This window comes from Streptomyces halobius (genome assembly GCF_023277745.1).
Taxonomy (GTDB): domain Bacteria; phylum Actinomycetota; class Actinomycetes; order Streptomycetales; family Streptomycetaceae; genus Streptomyces; species Streptomyces halobius.
In genome coordinates this window covers 6,020,724-6,037,992 of sequence record NZ_CP086322.1, presented here as the reverse complement: position 1 = coordinate 6,037,992, position 17,269 = coordinate 6,020,724, and the positions used below count along the sequence as shown (strand labels likewise).

14 protein-coding genes and 1 rRNA gene are annotated in these 17,269 nt (G+C 71.1%); 7 read left to right on the top strand and 8 right to left on the bottom strand.

The annotated features are described in order from the left end of the window. The first annotated feature begins 131 nt into the window (after window positions 1-131). Window positions 132-755 carry a GNAT family N-acetyltransferase gene (locus K9S39_RS27515; protein WP_248865984.1) on the top strand — a complete coding sequence of 208 codons (624 nt, stop codon included), beginning with the start codon at window positions 132-134 and terminating at the stop codon, window positions 753-755. Window positions 756-883: 128 nt separating this feature from the next. Beyond that, window positions 884-2,137 carry a winged helix-turn-helix domain-containing protein gene (locus K9S39_RS27510; protein ID WP_248868990.1) on the top strand — a complete coding sequence of 418 codons (1,254 nt, stop codon included), beginning with the start codon at window positions 884-886 and terminating at the stop codon, window positions 2,135-2,137. Between the two features lie 83 nt (window positions 2,138-2,220). Here K9S39_RS27510 and K9S39_RS27505 read toward each other — a convergent pair whose 3' ends face one another. The 7 genes from K9S39_RS27505 to mtnA form a co-directional block, all read right to left on the bottom strand. Continuing rightward, complete coding sequence (locus tag K9S39_RS27505) at window positions 2,221-2,979, bottom strand: response regulator (protein WP_248865983.1); 759 nt, start codon at window positions 2,977-2,979, stop codon at window positions 2,221-2,223. 231 nt (window positions 2,980-3,210) lie between these two features. Continuing rightward, window positions 3,211-3,903 carry a ribosome hibernation-promoting factor, HPF/YfiA family gene (gene hpf / locus K9S39_RS27500; RefSeq protein ID WP_248865982.1) on the bottom strand — a complete coding sequence of 231 codons (693 nt, stop codon included), beginning with the start codon at window positions 3,901-3,903 and terminating at the stop codon, window positions 3,211-3,213. Between the two features lie 318 nt (window positions 3,904-4,221). After that, entirely contained in the window at window positions 4,222-4,932 is a 711-nt protein-coding gene (locus tag K9S39_RS27495) for a ComF family protein (protein ID WP_248865981.1), read from the bottom strand. A 97-nt stretch (window positions 4,933-5,029) separates the two neighbouring features. Then, entirely contained in the window at window positions 5,030-6,931 is a 1,902-nt protein-coding gene (locus K9S39_RS27490; protein WP_406708025.1) for an LpqB family beta-propeller domain-containing protein, read from the bottom strand. 19 nt (window positions 6,932-6,950) lie between these two features. Continuing rightward, window positions 6,951-9,098: an MtrAB system histidine kinase MtrB gene (gene mtrB / locus K9S39_RS27485; RefSeq protein ID WP_406708024.1), complete on the bottom strand. Its 2,148-nt coding sequence runs from the start codon at window positions 9,096-9,098 to the stop codon at window positions 6,951-6,953. Window position 9,099: 1 nt separating this feature from the next. Continuing rightward, a complete protein-coding gene (mtrA, locus tag K9S39_RS27480) occupies window positions 9,100-9,777 on the bottom strand; it encodes a two-component system response regulator MtrA (RefSeq protein WP_248865978.1) in 678 nt (225 codons plus the stop codon). Further along, a complete protein-coding gene (gene mtnA, locus K9S39_RS27475; RefSeq protein WP_248865977.1) occupies window positions 9,774-10,946 on the bottom strand; it encodes an S-methyl-5-thioribose-1-phosphate isomerase in 1,173 nt (390 codons plus the stop codon). The genes mtrA and mtnA overlap by 4 nt, the downstream gene beginning before the upstream one ends. Window positions 10,947-11,098: 152 nt before the next feature. Here mtnA and K9S39_RS27470 point away from each other — a divergent pair, with 152 nt between their 5' ends. From K9S39_RS27470 to K9S39_RS27450, 5 genes are read left to right on the top strand one after another with little or no spacing between them, the layout of a single operon-like run. Next, window positions 11,099-12,457, top strand: coding sequence for a DUF7544 domain-containing protein (locus K9S39_RS27470; RefSeq protein WP_248865976.1), 1,359 nt, complete (start codon window positions 11,099-11,101; stop codon window positions 12,455-12,457). A gap of 4 nt (window positions 12,458-12,461) precedes the next feature. Beyond that, on the top strand, window positions 12,462-13,154 hold the full coding sequence (locus tag K9S39_RS27465) for a DUF4129 domain-containing protein (protein WP_248865975.1): 693 nt from the start codon (window positions 12,462-12,464) through the stop codon (window positions 13,152-13,154). After that, entirely contained in the window at window positions 13,151-14,374 is a 1,224-nt protein-coding gene (locus K9S39_RS27460) for a DUF4350 domain-containing protein (RefSeq protein WP_248865974.1), read from the top strand. Before K9S39_RS27465 ends, K9S39_RS27460 begins: the two co-directional genes overlap by 4 nt. Continuing rightward, window positions 14,346-15,332 carry an AAA family ATPase gene (locus K9S39_RS27455; protein WP_248868989.1) on the top strand — a complete coding sequence of 329 codons (987 nt, stop codon included), beginning with the start codon at window positions 14,346-14,348 and terminating at the stop codon, window positions 15,330-15,332. Before K9S39_RS27460 ends, K9S39_RS27455 begins: the two co-directional genes overlap by 29 nt. 9 nt (window positions 15,333-15,341) lie before the next feature. Then, window positions 15,342-16,652 carry a DUF58 domain-containing protein gene (locus tag K9S39_RS27450; RefSeq protein ID WP_248865973.1) on the top strand — a complete coding sequence of 437 codons (1,311 nt, stop codon included), beginning with the start codon at window positions 15,342-15,344 and terminating at the stop codon, window positions 16,650-16,652. 450 nt (window positions 16,653-17,102) lie between these two features. Here the strand turns inward: K9S39_RS27450 and rrf are convergent. After that, window positions 17,103-17,219 (bottom strand): 5S ribosomal RNA (gene rrf, locus K9S39_RS27440). Between the last annotated feature and the right edge of the window lie 50 nt (window positions 17,220-17,269).

Sequence of the window (17,269 nt, the reverse complement as noted above, 5' to 3'; positions counted from 1 at the left end):
GCCGGGAGGTCCGCCGCCGCGACGGCTCGTATCCCCTTCCTCCACGTGAACGCGCGAGGCCTCGAGAAGGTGCCGGAAACGGCCACGAAAACCCGTCGCGGTGCTCTCCGGCCCCGCAGCAGACTCGCCCCATGGAGTACGTCACCCTCACCACCGAGCGCCTCGTGCTGCGCCCCTTCGAGCCGGGGGACGCGGCCGCGGTGCACGCCGCCTGTCAGGAACCCGACATCCCCAGGTGGACCAGCGTCCCCTCGCCGTACCGCCTCCAGGACGCCGAGCAGTTCGTCGGCACGGCCGCGCCGGAGGGCTGGCGCGATGACATCGCCTACCCGTTCGCGGTGCTCTCCCAGGAGGACGGATCGCTGGTCGGCGCGATGGGCCTGGTCCGCCTCGCACAGCTGCGCACCCCGGAGCGGCAGGCCGAGCTCGGCTACTGGACCGCCAAGGAGCACCGCGGCAAGGGGTACACCGTCGAGGCGGCCCGCGCGGTGGTGCGCTGGGCGTTCCGCGATCTCGGGGTGGAGCGCATGGAGTGGCACGCGGAGGCCGGGAATCACGGCTCCCGGGCGGTTGCCCTGAAGGTCGGCTTCCGGATGGAGGGGACCCAGCGCGCCAAGCTGATCCACGAAGGCGCCCGGCGGGACGTCTGGACCGGTGCCCTGCTCCCGTCCGATCTGCCCGAGCCGCCCGAACCGTCGGGCTCCGCCGGTGCGCCGGTCTCGGACGCCACGCTCTACCTGCCGTACCCCGGATGAGTCCGCCCACCGGGCAACGGCCCAGGTCAGGGCCATTGTCAGTGGTCACCCCTACGCTTTTCCGCATGACCGCCCTGACGCCGCCCCCGCCTCAGCCGAAGCCGCAGCCTGAGCCGAAGCCGCAGCCCGTGACCACGCTGTCGCATGACGACGCGCGGCGCATCGCCCTGCGGGCGCAGGGCCTGCTGGGCGCCCCGGACCGCCGGGATGTCACAGCAGCGCGGTGGGGGTCTCCCCGGACGGAGTCCGGGGGAGTTTCCGCCCGGGGTGATGGCGGGCGACGGGCGGGCGTGCGCGGGATGCTGCGGCGACTGGGCGCGGTGCAGCTGGACACCATCTCGGTGCTGGCCCGCTCCCATGAGCTGGTGCCGTACGCCCGCCTCGGCGCGGTCGGCCGCCCAGGGATCGAGGCCGCCTACTGGAGCGCGAACGGTCATGGCGCGCCCCACAGCTTCGAATACTGGTCGCACGCCGCCTGCATCCTGCCCATCGAGGAGTGGCCGCACTTCGCGTTCCGCCGCCGCGCCTACCGCGCCAGGGGCCACCGCTGGCACGTTATGCAGGACGCCGCGCGCTCCTGCGCCGCCGTCCTGGACCGCCTCAGGGCGGACGGCCCGCTGACCACGTCCGAGCTGGGCGGCGGCAGGAAGGGAGGGGAATGGTGGGACTGGTCCGAGACCAAGATCGCAGTGGAGCGGCTGCTGGACACCGGCGAGGTCGTCTGCACGGAGCGGCGTGGCTGGAAACGGGTGTACGACCTCGCCGAGCGCGCCGTCCCCGCTGACCTGCTGCACGACGATCTCGGCGACACCGAATGCCTCCGCCGTCTGGTCGCCCAGGCCGGGGCGGCGATGGGCGTGGCCACCCGCGCCGACCTCGCGGACTACCACCGCCTCAAGGCCGGGCAGGTCGACGCGGTGATCGAGGACTCGGGGCTGGTGCCGGTGGAGGTCGAGGGCTGGGGACGGCCCGCGTGGGCCGATCCGGCTGCGCTGGCCACGCCGCCGCGCGGCCGGCACCGCACGGCCCTGCTCTCGCCGTTCGACTCCCTCATCTGGGACCGTCCGCGCACGGAGCGGATCTTCGGCTTCACCCATCGTCTGGAGGCGTACGTCCCGCGCGCGAAGCGGATACACGGCTATTTCGCGATGCCCCTGCTGGCCGGCGGCAAGCTGGTCGGCCGGGTGGATCCGGCACGCGAGGGCACCACCCTCGTCGCCCGCCAGGTCTCGATGAACGGGCCCAAGGCCGTCCGCCCCATGGCCGAGGCACTCCGGGAGGCCGCCGCCTGGGTCGGCTGCGGCTCCATACGCCTGGAGCGCTGTGACGACGCCGAGCTGGCCGCGGCGCTGCGCACCGAGCTCGTGAGGGTGAGCGGGTAGGGGCTGGGCGCGCGGGAGCCGGGGGCGCGGAAGAGTCGGAAGCCGGGCCGGGAGCAGCTGCAAGCTTCCGGCACCGGGTCGGATCACCGGATTTCGAGAATCTTCTCCCGCATCGCATACACCACGGCCTCCATCCGAGAGTGCAACTGCAACTTCTCCAGGATGTTCCGGACGTGGTTCTTCACCGTGTTCTCGGAGATGAACAGCTCTTTCGCGATATCGCGATTGTTCATTCCGGTGGCGACGAGCTTGAGGACCTCCAGCTCACGGTCGGTAAGCCGGGGCGCGGGCACCAGCCGGCGCTCGTCCGTGCGCTGGATCATCGACTTGAACTCCGTCAGAAGCTTGGACGCCATCGACGGGCTGATCTGCGATTGGCCGTCCGCGACGGCACGGATCGCGGTCGCCACCTCATCGGTGGAGATCTCCTTGAGCAGATAGCCGGTGGCCCCGGCCTTGATCGCGTCGTAGAGATCGGCCTCTTCGTCACTGATCGTCAGCATGATGATCTTCGCGCTGGGGGCCACCTCCTTGATGGAGGTGCAGGCTTCGATGCCCCCTCGCTTGGGCATCCGGACGTCCATCAGCACGATGTCGGGCAGCAGATCCGCGGCCTTGTCGACCGCCTCCGCGCCGTCCCCCGCTTCGCCGACGACCTGGATGTCCTCCTCCTGGGCCAGAACGATCTCCAGGCCCCGTCGGAACAGTGCGTGATCGTCCACGACCAGGACGCGGATCGGCTCCTTGCGCGGCACGCTCGCGGGCGCGCCCGCTCCGTCGCCGCCCTCCGCACCGCCGTCGTCGTCCGCGTGGTCACGCACGGGCCCGAAGCTGTCCCCCATCGTTCCTCCCCGTCAACTACTCGGCCGAAGAGCCAGAGCCCGGAGATAAGGCTGGCTGACGACAGCCCCCCGCGACCAGCCTCATCACTGCCATACGACCGTCTCCCCGGCATGTCGCCGTTTTGCGCCCACAAACTCCCTGGCTGGCACAACTCTATACGGCTTCAACTCGTCACCTTCTCAAGCATGATGGTGCCCCCGGCGCACGCCGGGGGCACCGAGCGGACGGGGTCAGCCGCCGAGCGCGCCGCCTGCGCCGCCGGGCTCTTCCTCCCCGAACGAGTCGGGGTTCAGGTGGATGACGCCGTAGTCGTATGCGTGCCGCCGGTAGACGACACTCGGTTGCTTGGTCTCGGCGTCGACGAAGAGATAGAAGTCGTGTCCGACCAACTCCATCTCGTAGAGCGCCTGGTCGAGCGTCATCGGCGGCGCCGAGTGGGTCTTCTCGCGGACGACGAGTGGACCTTCACCCAGGACGTCGATCGACCCCATCTTCGTGGCCGGCACCACCGGCTCACTGGGGCTCGCGGCGGCGAGTTCGCCGTTGGTGTTCAGGCGCGCGGCGTCGGGGACGCTGACGGCGACATCACTCGCCGGAATGCGACCGTTGCCGCGGCGCGAGAAACGCTTGTCATGCTGCTTGCGCAGGCGCGCCTCCAGCTTTGCGGTAGCCAGGTCGAGCGCGGCATACGCGTCGGCTGCGGCCGCCTCGGCCCGAACCACCGGGCCGCGGGAGCGGAGGGTGATCTCCACTCGGTCGGAACGGTCGGCCTGCCGCGGGTTGGGCTCCTTGGACACCTCGACGTCCAGGCTGATCACCTTGCCGTCGAGCTTCTGGACTTTCTCCAGCTTCAGCTTCTCGGCCACGTGCTTGCGGAACCGGTCGGGCACCTCGGTCTTGCGGCCCTTGACGACGATGTCCACGCAGAACTCCGTTCCCGGATCGCTCCGCTCAGCAGGCGGAGTGATGCCTTCTTGCACCAGGCTCCGGTGGGTGCCGAAGCCTCAGACTTGGCGACTTTCACCTCCTCCTCCCCCAAGGACAAGATCTCCAAGCTCACGCTTTCCGGGCCATTGCAAAGCCCCTTAACGTATGCATCAGGACATCCGAGGCAAAACGTCCGCCAAGTCCTCACAACCGAACATAGCTCTCCTGGACGGGTGTCGGCACCCCCTCGACGCCTCCTGCTCCGTTTGGATGAAATTTCTCCCTCCGTTACCTGCGGCGATGAATTTTCCTTTTCAGTTCCGGTTGATTTCGACGGCACCACGCGCCGCCACCACCGCCGCGCCCGTCACCTGACCTCCAGCCGTCCCGACAGCCCGCGCCGCCTCGGCGAGCGTGGCCCCCGTCGTCACCAGATCGTCCACCAGCACCACTGGAGCCCCCACCAGCAGCCTCCCGGAGCCACCCCGGACATGCAGTGCGTCCGCCACATTCGCCAGCCGTTGCCGGGCGCTGAGCCCGGCCTGGTCGGCCACCGGACGGCGCTGCCGCAGCACGGCGAGGACCCGGGCCCCCGCCCCCTCCCCCACCCCCGCCCGCCGCAGCTCGGCGGCCGCCGCCAGCGCGATCCGGCGTACCGGATCATGGCCCCGGCAGGCCACCGCTCTCCGGGCCGACGGCACCGGCACCAGCAGCAACGGCCCACCGCCCGGCCGCAGCCCCCGCACCGCCCCGGCCAGGACCGCCCCCAACGGCCGGGCCAACCGCAGCGCACCCCGCTCCTTGTGGGCCAGCAGTACCGCCCGCACCTCCTCCGCGTACGGCGCACCCGCCCACACCCGGGGCAGCCCCGCGGGACTCGGCTCCGGCCGCACCCGCCGCGCACCGCGACCACCCCGCGACAGCGCCCGGCGACACTCCGCACACAACTCCGTACGCGGCCGACCGCACCCGGCGCAATCGACCGGCAGCACCAGACCCGCCAGTTCCCGCCACACCCCCTGCATGGCTCAACTGTCCCGTCGTTCCGCGTCCGGCCGCCACCCCTGTGGACAACCCCGCGGATGTGGACAACATGGCCACCCCCTGCGGGGCTCTCCGCCGTCACCCCGGATAGACCGGTGCCGATCCCTCCTTCGCCACGGTCTTCCAGTTCGCGTCCGGAGGCAGCCGCACGATGCCCTCGGTGGCGTCCGCGATCAGCGGTCTGGTCTCGTCCTCCGAGGCCGCCACCGACTTGACGCCGTTGACGCCGGGCAGTGTCTGCGCGTTGGACGCCGAACCGTCGGTCTCCATGAACTGCATCTGCTGCACCCCGCCGGACTCCCGCCCGACGACCACCAGCCGGCTGCCGCCCGCCCAGGACGCGGCCACCACATCCTCCAACTGCGGTGCGATCGGTCGCAGTTCCTGCACCGACAGCACCGGATGCCCGTACGTGCCGCCGCGCTCGACCCGGCCGAGCTGGAGCGTGGTACGCCCCTTGTCCTCCACCAGCATCGCGATCCGGATACCGTCGGCGGCCACCCGGATCGCCTTGATCCGCCGCTTGCCCAGGCCGGGCACCGCGACCTCTTCCGGGGCACCCTTGCCCTCGCGCATCCGCAGCAGCCGCGAGCCGTGCGCGTCGCGGTCCGCGATCCACAGATCGCCCAGACCGTCCCAACTGGGCGCGGTCAGCCCGCCCTCCCCGCCCTTGGCGGAATCGGTGCTGGTCAGCAGCGGATCGCCGCGTTCGGCCTCGTCCTCCATGGCGGCGACGTACAGCGCACGCCCGTCGCTGGACACACCGGCCGCGGTGTCCTCGGTGCGCGAGATGGCGACCGAGCGCAGCGGGGTCTTGCCGGTGCCGAGCGGCCCGCGCACCGGCGTCGGTTCCGTGGCGGAGTCGGGCATCGTGACGACCTTGTGGTCGCCGTCGATGAAGTACTCGTTGGCGGAGTGCACGGCGTGCCGGGACGGAGTGAAGTCGCGATCGGCCTGATCCTGCGTCAGCGCGCACAGCGGTTCCCCGTCGGCGTCCTGCAGTTCCACCTCGCTGATCTTCGATGCCCGGGTCATGTCCTGGACGGTGAGGAACAGTTGGGCCGCCATCCGTTTGCACTGACTCTTGCCGGAACTGACCGCCTGTCTACTGAGTCTCACCCGCAGCGCGTTGGAGTCGTCCAGCGACAGATCACGGGTGGCGAGCCGGGTGCCGGGCGGGAACGCCGAAGACGTCACCGGTTTCAGCCAGTTGGCGGGTCCGGACAGCAGCGCCTTCACACTGGCCGTGATCGGTTCTATCCGCTGGCGCAGATAGACCGGATCCGCGACGAGGACGTTGCGGCCCGCCTTGGGCTCGCGCGACTCCGACTTGTAGGAAGCGAAGTAGAACTTGTTGACGGAGTGATAGATGCGCTGGAAGTCCGACTGACCGAGCACCAGCCCGTTGGGCAGTCGGTCGATCCGCCACTGACCGTCCTCCTTGATGAGGTGGATCGTCTGGCGGTACGGCTTCTCCTGCGGGGTGTAGGCGTGGTTGGCGTCCACCGTCGCCACCTGGCTGCCGGAGAGCGTGACCGTATAGCCGTCGGCGTCCTCCCGGTCGGGCTGGATGTCCGGCTCGGGCTTCGGGCGCTCCTGGAGCACATGGGTGACCTGGAACGGCCGCCAGGTCCGCTTGGCCGATTTGGCCAAATACTGGACGGCGGTCCGGAAATCCGCCTCGTCACTGGTGGTCGCGTCGAGGAAGCTGCGGACGATATTGGTCGGCTGCGCTCCGTCCTGCGGGGGCACGCCGTAGACCCGGACCTCCGAGTCGCCCTCGGCGCGCGGCGACTGAGCGACGTCCTTGACTTCTCCGTTGTCCGGCATCGACATCGACGCGCATCCGGCCAGCAGCAGCGCCACACAGCCCAGCAGTGCGGACTTCCGCGCCGCACGGGGCGCCCCCGGGGGCTTGCGGCGCCCTCGGGCGGCGCCGTCGGCCGTCCTGCGGCCATGCGCACGGGCCGGTGCCCTCACGCCGCGCTCCTCTTCCCGCTCAGCGGCCACGCTGCTGCCCGCCTTCCCGATCCACACCCCGTCCGGCCTCCTGCTCCGCACCATCGACGACCACACCGTCGGTGACCGCACCATCGACGACCGCACCGCCATCGGCCGACCCGTTGGGGGCCGGCCTCTCGGCGTGCGCGCCCTTGCCGACTGCCGGCCCACTGGGTATGCCCCCGGAATGCGGCACCACCCGGGCGCCGTTGCCGGGCAGCGCCGCCGGATCGGCCGACGGCCTGGTCTCGGGACGCGGCTCCGACGTGCGCGGCTGGACCGGGATCGTGGACGCCTTGCGGCTCGACGCGCCGCCCGGTGCCCCCGCCGCGTCGAGCCCGCGGTTGCGCCGCGAATCCTCCGGTTCCAGCGGTATCGGGGAGCCGCGCAGCGCCTCGCCGGACGTACGCGGCAGCGTCAGCCGGAACTGCGAGCCGCCGCCCGGCTCGCCCCATGCCTGCAGCCAGCCGCCGTGCAGCCGGGCGTCCTCGACGGCGATCGACAGGCCGAGTCCGGTACCGCCGGTCGTACGGGCCCGCGCCGGGTCCGCGCGCCAGAAGCGGTTGAAGACCCGGGTGGCCTCGCCGGGCTTGAGGCCGACGCCGTAGTCGCGCACCGCGACCGCCACCGCGCCGCCGCTGCGGCCGCCCCCGGACGCCAGCCGGACCACGACATCCCGGCCCTCGCCGTGCTCCACGGCGTTGACGACGAGATTGCGCAGCACCCGCTCCACTCGTCGCGCATCGGCCTCGGCGATCACCGGCTGCTCGGCGCCGCGCATCACGATGCGACTGCCCTTGCGCTCGGCCAGCGGCTCCGCGCCTTCGATGACGCGATGCACCACATCGCGCAGGTCTATCGGCTCGGCCTCCAGCGCCGCCGCGCCCGCGTCGAACCGGCTGATCTCCAGCAGCTCGGCGAGCAGCGACTCGAAGCGGTCGAGCTGTCCGCGCAGCAGCTCCGCGGAGCGCGCCGTAGCGGGGTCGAAGTCCTCCCGTGCCTCATGGATGACATCGGCCGCCATCCGTACGGTCGTCAGCGGCGTCCGCAGCTCGTGCGAGACGTCCGAGACGAAACGCCGTTGCATCCGGGAGAGCTCCTCCAGCTGCTGGATCTTGATCTGGAGGTTCTGCGCCATCTTGTTGAAGGACTCTCCGAGCCGCGCGATGTCGTCCTCGCCGGTGACCTTCATCCGCTCCTGGAGGAGTCCCGCGGCCAGCCGTTCGGAGATCCCCGCGGCCATCCGTACGGGCGTGACGACCTGCCGGACGACCAGCCAGGCGATCGCGCCGAGCAGGATCACGACGAACACCCCGGCGGTCGCGAGGGTGCCCGTCACCAGCTTCAGCGACTCCTCTTCCTGGCTGAACGGGAAGAGGTAGTACAGCTGGTACTGGTTGCTGTTCACATCGTTGAGCCGCTTGCCGATGATGAGCGCCGGCGTGCCCTCATCGGACCCGATGCGCTTGATCTGGGTGTACTGACGGAACGTTCCCGCCTTGGCGTCCAGCTTCCGGCGCAGTTCGACGGGCACGCTGCGCTCGGGGTCGACGTCCCCGGAGGCACGCGGCCCGCGGGTGCCCCGGCTGGAGTCGCCGAACGGTTCCTCGGAGTCCGAGCTGAGCGCCACGACGGAGAAGACGCCCTGCCCGCCGCTGGCGAGCTGCTCGACCAGACTGGTCAGCCAGGTCGCGGAGTCCTGGGTGCCGCGATTGCCGGTCCGGGTGTGATCGTCGGGCAGGACATCGCCGCCACCGCCGTCGGCCAGTTTCTGGGCGACGCCGAAGCCGCCCACGGCCTGGCTCTGCGCGGCCTGGGCCTTGGCCGTGAGCAGGCCGTTGCGCACCTGCCCGACGACCACGACGCCGAGCAGCAGCACCACGGCCAGCGACATCAGCAGCGTGGTCGCGACCACGCGCAACTGGATATTGCGCCGCCACAGCCGCAGCGCGGGCAGCAGCGGGCGCCGTACCCAGCGGCTGAAGAGCCGCAGCAGCGGGTGGACCGGGCCGCTCACCGCGCCGTCGGGCAGCAACTGCCCACCGCGCAGCAACCAAGCGAACAATCTCCCCGAAAGGGACATTTCACTCGCCGGGTCGACGGTGCGCCCCCGTTGTGCCTCCGGGGCCGAACCGTCCCGGGTCATCTCAGCTGGGCCCGGCCTTGTAGCCGACCCCACGCACGGTCACCACGATCTCCGGCCGCTCCGGATCCCTCTCGACCTTGGAACGGAGCCGCTGCACATGGACATTGACCAGCCGGGTGTCGGCGGCGTGCCGATAACCCCACACCTGCTCCAGCAGCACCTCACGGGTGAACACCTGCCACGGCTTGCGCGCCAGCGCCACCAGCAGATCGAACTCCAGCGGGGTCAGCGCGATCGACTGCCCGTCCCGCTTCACCGAGTGACCCGCCACATCGATGACCAGATCACCGATGGCCAGCTGCTCGGGCGCCGGCTCCTCCGAGCGCCGCAGCCGGGCCCGGATCCGGGCCACCAGCTCCTTGGGCTTGAACGGCTTGACGATGTAGTCGTCCGCGCCCGATTCGAGCCCGACCACCACATCCACGGTGTCGCTCTTGGCGGTCAGCATGACGATCGGCACCCCGGACTCGGCCCGGATCAGCCGGCACACCTCGATACCGTCCCGTCCGGGCAGCATCAGGTCGAGCAGGACAAGATCGGGCTTGGCCTCGCGGAAGGCGGCAATCGCCTTGTCGCCGTCCGACACGAACGACGGTTCAAAGCCTTCGCCGCGCAGCACAATGCCGAGCATCTCTGCCAGTGCGGTGTCGTCGTCGACGACCAGGACGCGTCCCTTCATTCGGCCATCATCCCATTACCTGATCGTGACTTACTCCAACGTGACATGGAACACATATCCGCCAGCCCGCCCCGGGTGACCGGCGAGACCACTCCGGCCTCCGTCACCATCGCCGTCACCAACTCCGGCGGAGTGACGTCAAAGGCCGGGTTGTGGGCCTGTGCACCCCATGGCGCCAGCCCGAACCCGCCGCTCCGCTCCGCCCCGGCACCCCTCGCGTACGGCAACGAGAGCTCCGTCACCTCATGTCCCGGCCGCTGCTCGACCTCTATGTCCGCCCCCTCCTCGGTCTCCAGATCCACCGTGCTGACCGGCGCCACCACCACGAAGGGAACGTGGTGATACCGGGCCAGGACGGCCAGCGGATAGCTGCCGACCTTGTTGGCGACCGCCCCGTCCGCCGCGATCCGGTCCGCGCCGATCAGTACCGCGTCCACCTCGCCCGCGGCGAACAGCGACCCCGCGGCCCCGTCCGCCAGCACCGTGTACGGCATCCCCGTACGCGCCGCTTCGTACGCGGTCAGCCGCGTCCCCTGCAGCAACGGCCGGGTCTCGTCGACCCACAGCTGGCGGAGCTCACCCGCACGATGCGCCGCCAGCGCCACCGCCAGGGCGGTCCCCTCGCCCCCGGACACCAGCGCACCCGTATTGCAGTGCGTGAGAATCCGGTGGCCGCCACCCGGCAGCAACTCGCGGAGCAGCGCCAGGCCGTGCTCCGCCATCCGCCTGCTGGCCTCGACATCCTCCGCATGCACGGTGCGCGCCTCGGCCAGCGCGGCCGCGGCGGCCTCCCCGGCACCGGCCCGGTCCCGGACCGCCGCACGATAGGCGGCGGTTGCCCGCCGCACCCCGTACGCCAGATTGACGGCGGTGGGCCGGGCATGCGCCAGCGCCTGCGCCGCCTCGTCCACATCGAACCCGCGCGCCGCGGCCAGCGCGACACCGTACGCACCGGCGATGCCCAGCAGCGGCGCACCGCGCACCGCCAGCGTCCGGATCGCCTCCACCAGCGCCGGCACGTCCGTGCAGACCAGCTCGACCTCCTCCGCCGGCAGCCGAGTCTGGTCGAGGAGGACCACAACGGGCCCCTCGGGTCTTTCCTCCCAACGCAACGACGGTACGGGGAGCGCCGCCGCGCCCGCCTCGGAAACCTCCTGCTGATCACCCATCCGCTCAGTCTGCCGCCGACCACCCCTCGAACAGAAGGTCCCTTCTCCCCGAGGGCACGGGTACACGGCGCCATCCGCCATGAAACGATGACTGCCACCGCGGACCCCGGATCCCCGCCGCCCCGGCGGACGGGCAGCAAGAAGGAGCGACGATGAACAACTCTCCGGGCTGGGCCTCGCCCGGATCCACCCCCTCCGACGAGCCGGACCGCGGCACCCAGGAGCAGCCCGCCCAGCCCCCGACCACGGACGACCGGCCCGGCCCCGCCGAGCAGCCGTCGCCACCGAACTGGTCCAAGCAGCAGCCGCCCGCCGGCCAGTGGTCGGCCCCCACCGGCATTCCGGGCCAGAGCGGCACCGGCGGCCGCACCCGCGCCGGAGCGGGCTCCGGCCACCAGGCAGGGTGGGGCGGCGGCCCCGGACGGGGCACCGGCTGGGCCCCGGCACCGCAGGCCGTCAAGCCCGGCGTCATCCCGCTGCGCCCGCTCGGTATCGGCGAGATCCTCGACGGCGCGATCGCCACCATGCGCGCCCACTGGCGCACCGTGCTCGGCCTCTCGCTGATCGTCGCGGTCATCTCGCAGACCGCCGTCACGCTCGTCACCGGACTGTGGTTCCAGGACGGTCCCGCGTCGTCCCTGGACGACGGTTCCGGTCCGCCGCTGCGCGACCTCATGCGCGACATGGCCAACACCCTCGCCGGCACCGGCATCACCTCGCTGATCGGGCTGCTCGCCACCCTCGTCGCGACCGGGATGCTCACCATGGTCGTCAGCCGTGCCGTCCTCGGCCGCTCGGTGACCGCCGCGGAAGCCTGGCACGACGCACGGGCCCAACTCCCGCGCCTCCTCGGCCTGCTCGTGCTGCTTCCGCTGATCCTCCTGGCCATCGTGGCCCTCGGCCTGGCCCCCGGCGTCCTTCTCGCCGCCACGGGCACGCTGGATCTCGGCCTGGTGCTCACCCTCTTCGGCGGACTGGCCGCCACCGTGGTAACCGTCTGGCTGTGGGTCCGCTACAGTCTCGCCTCCCCTGCTCTGATGCTGGAGAAGCAGGGCGTCATGGCCGCACTGCGCCGCTCCGCCAAGCTCGTACGCGGCTCCTGGTGGCGGGTGTTCGGCGTCCAGCTCCTGGCCTACCTCCTGCTTCTCGTCGTCGAGTTCGCCGTCCAGATCCCCACCACCCTCATCGCCTTCCTCGCCGACGGCGAGAGCCTCATGAACTGGGCGGACGGCACCGGCAGCACCACCGGCTGGACGTTCCTGACCGTGCTGGGTGTCGGCGCCGTCATCAGCTCCACCCTCAGCTTCCCGATCAGCGCCGGCGTCACCGCGCTGATCTACATGGACCAGCGCATCCGTCGCGAGGCACTCGACCTCGAACTCGCCCGCGCCGCCGGCCTCCCCGCCTACGGCACGGAGGCGTCCGTCCCCCACCAGGCCCCGGTGCCGTCCGCGTCGGCCGACGCGGACGGCACCGGGCAGCGCTCCACCGACACCCCACCGGGAAGCTGAGGCGATGACCGCTGAGGGGGGCACCGGCGCGCTTGGACGGCTCATAGCGAGCTCCGGCGACGACATACCCGTGAGGACACCACGCGTCCCCGCCCGTGAGGCGGCGGAGCGCGAGCTGACCGATCCGCGGTACCACCAGCACGACCCCAACCCGTTCCAGCGGGTCCTGAATTGGTTCTGGGAACGCGTCGACGACCTCTTCAGCACGGCCGCCGGCGCGACACCGGGCGGCTGGATCGGGCTCATAGCCATCCTCGCCGTCGTCGTGCTGCTCATCGTCGCCCTCCGGCTGCGGCTCGGCGCAGCTCGCCGCACTCCGACGACCACCAGCGGCGCGCTCTTCGCCGACACCCCCCTCACCGCCACCCAACACCGTGCGGCCGCCGAGGCGCACGCCGCCGCGGGCCACTGGAGCCAGGCCATCCAGGACCGCATGCGCGCCATCGTCCTTTCTCTCGAAGAGCGAGCCCTGCTCACCCCGGGGCCCGGCCGGACCGCGGACGAGGCAGCAGCCGAAGCCGGACGGGCACTCCCCTCGCACGCCGAGCGGCTGCGCGCCGCGGCCCGCGCCTTCGACGACGTCACATACGGCGGCCGCACCGGCACGGAACGGGAGTACGCCCAAGTGAGCGCCCTCGACACCGAGTTGCAGCGCGCCAAGCCCCACCTGGCCACCTCGACCAGGAGCCGCGGATGACCACGGCCACGACCGACACCAGCTCGCTCTCCCCCACCGCCCGCCACCTGTGGCTCCGGTCCCGCGGGCTGCTCCTGACCCTCCTTCTGCTCGTCATCAGCGGGGTGGTCCTCGCGGCCCTCCAGTCGGGCGGACAGTACGGCCGGCTCGACCCCCGCTCGCCGGACCGCCCCGGCAGCCAGGCACTCGCCCGGCTGCTCGCCGCCCACGGCGTCACCACCCAGGTCGTGACCACCTCCGAGGCGGCCGCCGCCGCGGCGGGCCCCGACACCACCCTCCTCGTCACCGAACCGGATCTGCTCACCCCCCGTCAGCTCACCGACCTGCGCACCGCCACCGCGCACACCCCGGGCCGCACCGTCCTCCTCACCCCTGGACCGACCTCCCTCGCCGCTCTTCCCCTGGGGGTCGAGGCGAAAGAGCCGGTCGATGTCGCCGCCCGCCGCCCCGCCTGCTCCCTGCCCGAGGCCCGCCGCGCCGGCAACGCCCTCCTGGGCGGCCTGCGTTACGCCACGGCCCGCCCCACGGCCGACGGCTGCTACCTCAGCGGTGGCCTGCCCTCCCTGCTGCGCCTCCCGGCCCGCGACGCCGGCCGCGACACCGTGCTCCTCGGCTCCCCCGACCTCCTCTACAACTACCGCCTCGCCGAGCACGGCAACGCCTCGCTGGCCCTTCAACTCCTCGGCGCCCACAAACACCTGGTCTGGTACCTCCCCTCCATCAGCGACCCGTCCGCCACCCAGGACGACCAGCGCGACTTCTTCGACCTGATCCCCTCCGGCTGGACCTGGGGTCTGCTCCAACTCGCCTTCGCCGCCGTGATCGCGGCCCTCTGGCGCGCTCGCCGGCTCGGCCCCCTCGTGCCCGAACGGCTCCCGGTCACCGTCCCGGCCGCCGAGACCACCGAGGGCCACGCACGCCTCTACGAACAGGCCAACGCCCGCGACCGGGCATCATCCGTCCTGCGCTCCGCGACCCGCACCCGGCTCGCCCCCCTCGTCGGCGTGCTCCCCGCGCACGCCCACACCCCCGACAACCTTCTTCCGGCCGTCCACACCCGCCTGAGCGCCGCGTCCGGCACCGATCTGCACGCTCTGCTCTTCGGCCCGCCCCCCGCGGACGACAAGGCCCTGGTGCGTCTGGCCGACCAACTCGACGAACTTGAAACCTCGATCGTTTCCCAAGAGAGGCATCCCCCCCGTGAGCACCCCGACCGCTGAGCCGACCGCCGACAGCGCCCGCGCCTCCCTGGAGGCCCTGCGCACCGAGATCGCCAAGGCCGTCGTCGGCCAGGACCCCGCCGTCACCAGCCTGGTCGTCGCCCTGCTGTGCCGCGGTCACGTGCTCCTCGAAGGCGTCCCCGGAGTCGCCAAGACGCTGCTCGTACGCGCCCTGTCGGCCACCCTCGAACTCGACACCAAACGCGTCCAGTTCACCCCCGACCTGATGCCGAGCGACGTCACCGGATCGCTCGTCTACGACGCACGCAACGCCGAGTTCTCGTTCCAGCCGGGCCCCGTCTTCACCAACCTCCTGCTCGCCGACGAAATCAACCGCACGCCCCCGAAGACCCAGGCGTCACTGCTCGAAGCGATGGAAGAGCGCCAGGTGACCGTCGACGGCATAGCCCGGCCGCTGCCCGAACCGTTCCTCGTCGCCGCCACACAGAATCCCGTGGAATACGAGGGCACTTATCCGCTCCCCGAAGCCCAGCTGGACCGTTTCCTGCTGAAGCTCACGGTGCCACTGCCCGCCCGACAGGACGAGATCGACATCCTCGCCCGCCACGCGGACGGCTTCAGCCCACGCGACCTCAACGCCGCAGGACTCCGCCCCGTAGCCTCCGCCGCCGACCTCGAAGCGGCCCGCGCCGCGGTCGCCAAGACCTCGGTCTCCCACGAAGTCACCGGCTATATCGTCGATATCTGCCGTGCCACCCGCGAATCCCCCTCACTCTCCCTCGGCGTCTCCCCCCGAGGCGCCACCGCCTTGCTCTCCACTTCCCGAGCCTGGGCCTGGCTCACCGGCCGCGATTACGTCATCCCTGACGACGTCAAGGCCCTCGCCCTCCCCACACTCCGGCACCGCGTCCAGCTCCGCCCCGAAGCGGAGATGGAGGGAGTCACCGCAGACTCCGTGATCAACGCCGTACTCGCCCACCTCCCCGTCCCCCGCTGAGGCGACGCCGTGGCCCTCACCGGACGCACCGCCCTTATCGCCGCACTCGGAGCCCTCTTCGTCGGCTTCGTGCTACCCAGCTGGATCGGCATCCTCACCGTCCAACTCACCTTGCTGATAGCAATTTTGTGCGATCTGGCGCTCGCCGCGCCAGTGCGAAAGCTCCAGTTCACCCGAATCGGTGACACAAATGTTCGACTAACGGGCCAAGCCCACACGCACCTCACCATCACCAACCCGGACCGTCGCACCCTGCGCGCCCAGATCCGCGACGCCTGGCCCCCCAGCTCGTTCCACCCCGGTTCCGACGTCGCCGCCTCCCGCCACACAGTGCGCATCCCAGGCTCCGAACGCCGACACCTGACCACCACGCTCCAGCCGACCCGACGCGGCGACCACCACGCCGTCCGCGTCACGGTCCGCTCATACGGCCCGCTCGGCCTCGCCGCCCGCCAAGGCAGCCACCGAGCCCCCTGGACCCTGCGCGTGCTGCCCCCCTTCACCAGCCGCAAGCACCTCCCCGCCAAGCTCGCCCGCCTCCGTGAACTCGACGGCCGCACCAGCATCCTCACCCGCGGCGAAGGCACCGAATTCGACAGCCTCCGCGACTACACCCCCGGCGACGACACCCGCTCCATCGATTGGCGCGCCACCGCCCGCCGGCAAACCCTCGCCGTCCGCACCTGGCGCCCCGAACGCGACCGCCGCATCCTGCTGGTCCTGGAAACCGGACGCACCTCCGCCGGCCGCGTCGGTGACATCCCCCGCCTCGACGCCTCCATGGACGCAGCCCTCCTCCTCGGCGCCCTCGCCGCCCGCGCCGGCGACCGCGTGGACCTGCTCGCCTACGACCGTCGGGTACGGGCCTCCGTGCAAGGCCGCTCCGCCCGCGACCTCCTCCCGGCCCTGACCGACGCCCTCGCCCCCCTCGAATCCGAACTCGTCGAGGCGGACGCCCGCGGCCTGGCCGCCACCATCCACCGCAGTACGCCGCACCGCTCCCTGATCGTGCTCTTCACCGGCCTCGACGCGGCCCCCGTGGAAGAAGCCCTGCTCCCTGTCCTGCCCAGCCTCACCCAGCGCAACGAACTCATCGTCGCGTCCGTCGCCGACCCCCGCATCGAGGAAATGGCCACCGGCCGCCACACTCCCCAGGCCGTCTACGCGGCAGCCGCCGCGGAACAGACCCGCGCCGCACGCCGCCGTACCGCAGACCGCCTCCGTCACCACGGCATCACCGTCGTCGACTCCACCCCCGCCCGCCTGGCCCCCGACCTGGCCGACACCTACCTCACCCTGAAGTCCGCCGGCCGCCTCTAGGACTTGTCCGGACGATCACGTTCGAAGCCAAATGGCCAAGGCTGCTGCGGTAGCCGTGCCGAGGAAGATGTAGCCGCGCTTGTCATAACGGGTCGCTGCGGCTCGTGCGTGCTTGAGCCGGTTCATCGCCCGCTCGACAGTGTTGCGCTTCTCGTACCGCTCTTCGTCGCACCCCGGTGGGCGCCCGCCATGTGTACCTCTGCGCAGGCGGGCGGCCTGGCTATCGGTCTTCTCCGGGATGGATCCCGGTCAGGGTGACGGCCACCGCCAGCACGCGTGAGTGGAAGGCCGTCATCTCGTCCCCGCTCGACCGCGCATTCTGCTCATGTACCCACAGCCGTCGGCTCAGCATCGCGGCGCCCGAAGCGACCGGGCACGAGAACTTCTGGAAACGCAAAAAAGCTCCGGTTCCTGAACCACAAAGGATTCAGGAACCGGAGCCCAAAAATAGTTCGGCGGCGTCCTACTCTCCCACAGGGTCCCCCCTGCAGTACCATCGGCGCTGAAAGGCTTAGCTTCCGGGTTCGAAATGTAACCGGGCGTTTCCCTAACGCAATAACCACCGAAACACTATGAAAATAACAACTCCAGCCGGCAACGGCGAGTTCATTACTTCA